6 protein-coding genes are annotated in these 5,950 nt (G+C 54.0%); 3 read left to right on the plus strand and 3 right to left on the minus strand.

Features of this window, described 5'->3' with window-relative positions; all coding sequences use genetic code 11:
* The coding region (locus C9413_RS26400) for a helix-turn-helix transcriptional regulator (protein WP_170251114.1) at positions 1–554 on the minus strand (554 nt) is incomplete at its 3' end.
* Positions 555–1,159: 605 nt separating this feature from the next.
* Between C9413_RS26400 and C9413_RS26405 the strand changes: the two genes are divergently transcribed.
* Positions 1,160–2,473, plus strand: coding sequence for a nucleotidyltransferase (locus C9413_RS26405; RefSeq protein WP_170251115.1), 1,314 nt, complete (start codon positions 1,160–1,162; stop codon positions 2,471–2,473).
* A gap of 64 nt (positions 2,474–2,537) precedes the next feature.
* Positions 2,538–3,038 (plus strand): SLATT domain-containing protein, encoded by a 501-nt coding sequence (locus tag C9413_RS26410; protein WP_348648805.1) that lies wholly within the window; start codon positions 2,538–2,540, stop codon positions 3,036–3,038.
* A gap of 379 nt (positions 3,039–3,417) precedes the next feature.
* On the opposite strand, the gene C9413_RS26415 is transcribed toward C9413_RS26410, so the two are convergent.
* A complete protein-coding gene (locus C9413_RS26415; protein ID WP_210263617.1) occupies positions 3,418–4,710 on the minus strand; it encodes a hypothetical protein in 1,293 nt (430 codons plus the stop codon).
* 53 nt (positions 4,711–4,763) lie between these two features.
* Here C9413_RS26415 and C9413_RS26420 point away from each other — a divergent pair, with 53 nt between their 5' ends.
* Positions 4,764–5,456 (plus strand): hypothetical protein, encoded by a 693-nt coding sequence (locus C9413_RS26420; RefSeq protein WP_170251116.1) that lies wholly within the window; start codon positions 4,764–4,766, stop codon positions 5,454–5,456.
* A 150-nt stretch (positions 5,457–5,606) separates the two neighbouring features.
* On the opposite strand, the gene C9413_RS26425 is transcribed toward C9413_RS26420, so the two are convergent.
* Positions 5,607–5,950 (minus strand): ATP-binding domain-containing protein (locus C9413_RS26425; RefSeq protein WP_210263618.1); only part of this gene is annotated, 344 nt, incomplete at its 5' end.

Below are 5,950 nucleotides of genomic sequence, written 5' to 3' on the forward strand. Positions count from 1 at the left end.
CCCCCCCCGCGTCCCGCGCCCCCCCCCCCCCCCCCCCGCCCGCCGACGTCGTGCAAGCCCATTGAAAGACCCTTATTCCCCCTCTCCCCCATTAGCTCGGCCAGTTGCGGAATGGGATCTTTTCCACGCCCCCGGTCATCGCGGCCCGAACGAGCCGCATCTTCCGCATCACGGATGTCGGAGACCGGATGTGGGGCGCTTCGCGGTTGCTCCCACTCGACGCTGCGCAACTGAAGCAGATCCTCTACAACAAGATATCGCTCGAGCATGTGGACCGCGCGAGCTTGGACTGCAGCCTCCTCTTTCGAGGACGTCCCGAGCTTTTTCCGGAAATCCACCCCTTCCAGAGACAGTTGATCTTCACTTAGAAGGTAATCTTCCGACACACCCAAGGCCTTGGCCAAAGCGATCAACGCCTTGGATCCAGGCATATCTTCATTTCGCTCATACTTCCCGATTGCCTGAGCAGAGACAACGCCCCCAATGGCATCCGCCAATGCGCGCAATGACAGCCCAGACGCTTGCCGAGCGACCTTCAATTTGTTGCCGATCATGTCGACCTCCTAGATTTCAGTTTACAAAATATATCTTTTTGTGTTTTTTGTAAACCTGCCTCTTGAATTAGGCGAATGAATACCTGATCTTTTTTGCAGGGACTGGAAGTTCTCGATTCCTGAAAGATCAAGGCTTCCTGGCGGTGTGCGCGATCCCAAAGCTTGCCATCTAGCAGATCAACCTCGATTTAAGGATTGCAGCATGAGAAAAGGTCGGTTTACACGCAAGGCGCATCCGAGACGGTTGCCATCAGGTCGCGTGACGCCAGTCCGCGAGGCGCTGATCCGCTATCAAGCTGCCGATGCAAGCGAAAAAACAAGCTACTTCCATCCCTGTCGGAAATGCGGCGCAACTATTTTGACAAGGCGCCTGCCCAATGGCGGCTGGGCTCATTTCGAAGGCAAGGACGGGCTCGGCAGAGTCAAGCACCCCTGTCAAACACTTGGCGCGGGATTAAGCCGACGGCGCGATCCTTTCACATTGGAGCTTTTTACAGACCAGCCTGCCGACTAATCGGCCACATAGTGAGGTGGCCCCATCAACCCACGAATAGGCTCAGCCGCAAGCCGAGCCAAATTTTCAGAGCTATTGAGGTAACAGGCCGATGAGCATCGCCGATACGTTCAAACAGTTTCTCAGCAACATCGCGGTGGACAACGGCGATACAATTAGCCTCCGTTACGGCGAGGTGACGGCAGCTCTCAACAAGAAATTCCGCGATACGGAGTCGAAAGTTTCGAATTCTCTGCAAGTCGGCTCGTACGGCCGCTGGACGGCGATCAGGGGCATTTCGGACCTTGACATGCTTTACATCATGCCTGCCGGCAAATGGGATGACTACAAGGACGGCGGACAATCCCGTCTTCTCGATGATACAAGGAATGCAATCAAAAGCCGCTATCCGAGCACGACGGTCGTCAAGGACCGGCTTGTAGTACAGGTGCTCTATCGAGATTTTCATATTGAAGTCCAGCCGGTATTCGAACAGACCGATGGCAGCTTCAAATATCCTGACACCTACGACGGTGGATCGTGGAAAATCACGAAGCCTCGCGACGAAATCGCAGCTATGAAAGAGTCGAACGAGCAGAAAAACAAGAACCTGCGTCGTCTCTGCAAGATGGCTCGCGCCTGGAAGAACAAGCATGGTCTCGCCATGGGCGGACTACTGATCGACACGCTGGCTTACAATTTTCTGAAATCCACGAGTGAGTATAACGAAAAAAGTTACCTCTATTACGATTACATGAGCCGGGATTTCTTCAAGTTCCTCTCTGAACGTCCTGATCAGGACTATTACGCCGCCCTCGGTAGTGGCCAGCGCGTCAAGGTGAAGAACAAATTTCAGAAGAAGGCAAAAAAGGCTTATGAACTGGCCGTCGATGCCATCGCCGCCGCGGGCTCTACCACTGAGAAGGAAAGGTGGCGCAAAATTTATGGCCGCGGCTTCCCCGCCGCAGAACAGTCCACACAGAAGTCGGCTTTTGCCGCCGCCTCGTGGAAAAACACGGAGGAGTTTATCGAAAACCGGTTTCCGATTGATATACGCAACAGCATCACCTTGGATTGTGAGGTGTCGCAGAACGGCTTCCGAGAGCGGTTTCTTAGGGAAATGTTGCGACTGAAGCTGCCGCTCAAAACAGCCAAGACGTTGACATTCAGCGTTATTGACCATGACATCAAGGGCGGTTTCAATCGCTACTGGAAGGTACTTAATCGCGGAGAAGAGGCACGCCGCCGTGATTGCATTCGCGGGCAAATACACGGTGATCGCGGAAACCTGAAACGAACCGAGCATACTAACTTCAACGGAGATCACATCGTTGAATGCTACGCAGTGCAAAATGGCGTCGTTGTCGCGACTGATCGCATCCATGTTCCGATCCAAGGCAATCAGGTGAGCGCCGATGCAGCCTGAACCGCAACCTGACCGCAGCGAGTTTTCGCCGCTTGAAGACCAGATCCGCGAATGATTTGGCCGCGTGGGCTATACCCATAAAACCCACGCGAAGATGGCTGATCGCTGCTCTGCGACGCTGCAACGGTATAAGCTATGCCAGATTGGAGTATCCGTTCTGACAACCTCGGGCGCTTTATCGGTCGTCTTCCTCGATCAGTTTTGGCTGAAGCTCGCCACCGCGTTTCTCTCGATAGTGGGGTTATGGGCTTCTGGCTACATGAAGGGGTTTGACCCCGGTGGCACAGCGCAAAAGCACAGGGACGCTGCAGCCAACTTGTGGCCGATAAGAGAGTCGTATCTATCGCTCTTGGCCGATCTCAGGATGGGATCGCTCTCCTCGGAAGAGGCGTTGAAACGCAGGGACGAACTCCAGAAGAAGCTCTCCGCGATCTACCTGGGCGCGCCACAGACCACCGCAAAGGCCTACGCTGACGCTCAGATAGCTTTGCAAAAGAAGGAGGACTACACTTTCAACGACGAGGAGATCGATAAATTCGTGCCGAAATCGCTTCGAAAACAGTAACACTGTCAGCGTCGGCTACACCCCTCCTTAAAGCGCGGCTCCTACCGCTCTAGCACGTTCAATGGTCTCGCGTGCCGTGTCGATCACCTGCTTTCCGGAAAGCTTCACGCTTTCGCCGGTCGCCGCTCGGCGTATCAAAAACCGCCGGGGCTATAATTTCCACTGGAGTTCAGTGGCAGGTTAGACGAACTCGAGGATGCGCTCACCGCGCGCTGTATCCCCCAAGAACATCAAAAAACTAATCGGCTGTATGCCAAGACAACGCTTTCGGCCTAAGCTGAAGAAGCGTGACGGCTTGGGCGTATCAATCCCTAATGGAAACAGGGGCGCCGCTGCGCGCCCCTGTTTTTCGCAATGCGCGGTTTTTCCAAAGCGACGATTACCAAGGGGAGTTACCTTCGTCATCGTCTGGTTCGTCATGTTCCGCGTCGGATTGGCCCAATCCACACATCCGCATGAACTCCCAAGCCTGGACCCAATTGTTCACGTTGTTGATTTTCAACACCGACAAATCATCCCCCCATCCTCCGGCATCTTCGATCGCGAAGCGTTCGTTGAGGTAGCTGATGTAGGCCTCTCGTAGCATGCCCGTCGGCCGAAAACCGAAATTGTGCGTGAAAACCACCTCGCCGCTGGTTTCCACGATGACGCTCCAGATCGCCGTCTCCACCTCTCCACCGGTGTTATGCGCCAGGCAATCGTTCAAGGCGCGCTGTGCGATACCTATCAGCCGGCCATCGAACGCCATTTCAGGCATCTCAAAGAGCTCGCTGCGCTTCGACGGATCTATTTGGGCGGTGATGGCATTCGCTCGCTCGGGAACCGCGACCCGGAACGGATTCAGGGCGCATACAAAAAGGCTGTTGCGATAGCAGCGGGGAATCTCCCTCCATGGCTTTCGGATAAAGCAAAACCCATGCAACCGCTCTGCCTCCATCAGCTGGGCCGCATATCCACTGAGCATGGTCAGGTGTTTTCGCGTTGTCTCGTTTAGACTGCCGTCTTTTTCTTCGCTGTCGTACCAGCCGTCGAGATCCTCGAACGAAATGACGACGCATGCCATCGCATCGTGGGAGAGCAGATCATTCGTGAAATGTTTGAAATCATCATCGGTGGGAAGCCAGAGATCCAACCGGAGGCTCGCAACGTCGCTCGAGGAAAAGCTTGGCTGGTACACGATGATGTTGCGGTCGTTGATGAGGAGATCGTACAGGAATGCTTGGCGCGTGATCTTTACGTCGAGGTTCGCCACAAGGATATTGGTGATGTCCTGGTGCCCGGATAAGGCGAACATGCCGGCAATGTAGTTGCTGTAAGCGAATAGTTCGGAAAAAGCATTGCGTTCGGCCGACCGATCGACCTTCAGCTCGAGAACAAAAATGCCATCCTCATGCGTCCCGAGGAGATCGAGCTCCATTGGCCGGCTTGCATCGATCGGAAGGGCAATCTTACTCCCCACAAAGGTCCCATATCGCACGGTATAGTGCAGACCTCGAAGCCTTTCGTATGCGCGGCGCTTGATGAGGCGCCAAAGCTCGAAGTTCGGCTCTGAGTCCGGCTCACTTTCGGGTTTGGGCTGGGGATCGTCGGATTCCGGACAATCTTTGACGACCGCTTCCAGCCCAACCTCAAATAGATGCTGGTGTACCTGCTCTTCCCTGTGTGTTGCCACTCGCACCCGCCCTGGAGCTTTACCGCCCCTTTTCGTCATATGGTCTTGCATCTTTGACAGATTTACTTCCCTCACAAGGCGATTATGGTATCAGACCACAACATAGTGATGCGTTGGAGAGCCTCGTGGAAGCCAAACTTCTAAAATGCCTGGTTATTCGCAATGACCTGGCCGAGGCGGCATTAGAAATCCGCAATAAGGGCCTCTACCTTGCAATCGCACACCTCAAGACCGCGTTCATCGGGTTTCACAACCTCAGCGATTTCGAAACGTCGATCCGTCTTATCTATAAAGATCATCGCGAGCTGAGCACCGGGTACGCGACCGTCGCGCCAGCGGTCGAGTTTTTTTCCTACCTGCGCAACAAATTCACGGGTCACCTCACCGACGAACTGCTACATAAAGCGATCGAGTGGAAGCCCGAATTACTCTTGACCCTCGATCGGGAACACGACGCGGCGGTCGTGCTGATCTATAATTTCTGGATTCTTGAGACAGCGATCAACAGCTATGTCGCCCCCGACGAGAAACATAAGCTTTTCGATACGGAAACGGATTTCAATCACCCGCCGGACAAGGACCGTTTCGTCGAAACCTTGCTCACGACACTGGACGGGGCAGTCGCTTTTCTGCAGTCGGTGGAAGCGGCGCTTAAGACCTTGGTGACGGTTCCTGAGGACAATCTCGAACTATGGAAGAAAGCGGGTCTGACTGATTTTGCCTACATCAAGGGGAAGAAGCGATAGCGATCACCTGAATGTGTCTTTCAACATGTCAAAGCCTTGCCTCGAAGATTTTGATTACGTCGTCAGGCCGGACAGCAGCCGTTCGCAAGATCGCAGGCGCGCCGAGGAACGCCTAAAAACGTCGAAGGGATCCTTGACCTTTTGGGCAGTCTAAAACGTAAATAGTGGAGTGGGATTTTCCCGGCAGACGATGAGCGTCAAACTCTTCTTCGCTCTGCTGAGACCGACATACATCAGGCGTCGTTTGTATTCTGTGCTCGAGAACGAATGCCGATCACACATCATCATCAATGCGTTCTCGCATTCAAGTCCTTTTGACTTATGAACCGTGCTGATTGATTTCTTCCATGGTTCCGGATGCGAAAACGTCCTTCGCCTGTTAATTTCCGCCAGTCCGTCCTTTGCTGTCAGCAAGTCCCCAAGTTTGATCGCATCGTGCACTTCACTCTTTAGATCGATACACATGTGGGTGAAGCCTGCCGTTTTGGACGTTG

The organism is Rhizobium sp. SEMIA 4085, from assembly GCF_013004495.1.
Lineage (GTDB): Bacteria > Pseudomonadota > Alphaproteobacteria > Rhizobiales > Rhizobiaceae > Rhizobium > Rhizobium gallicum.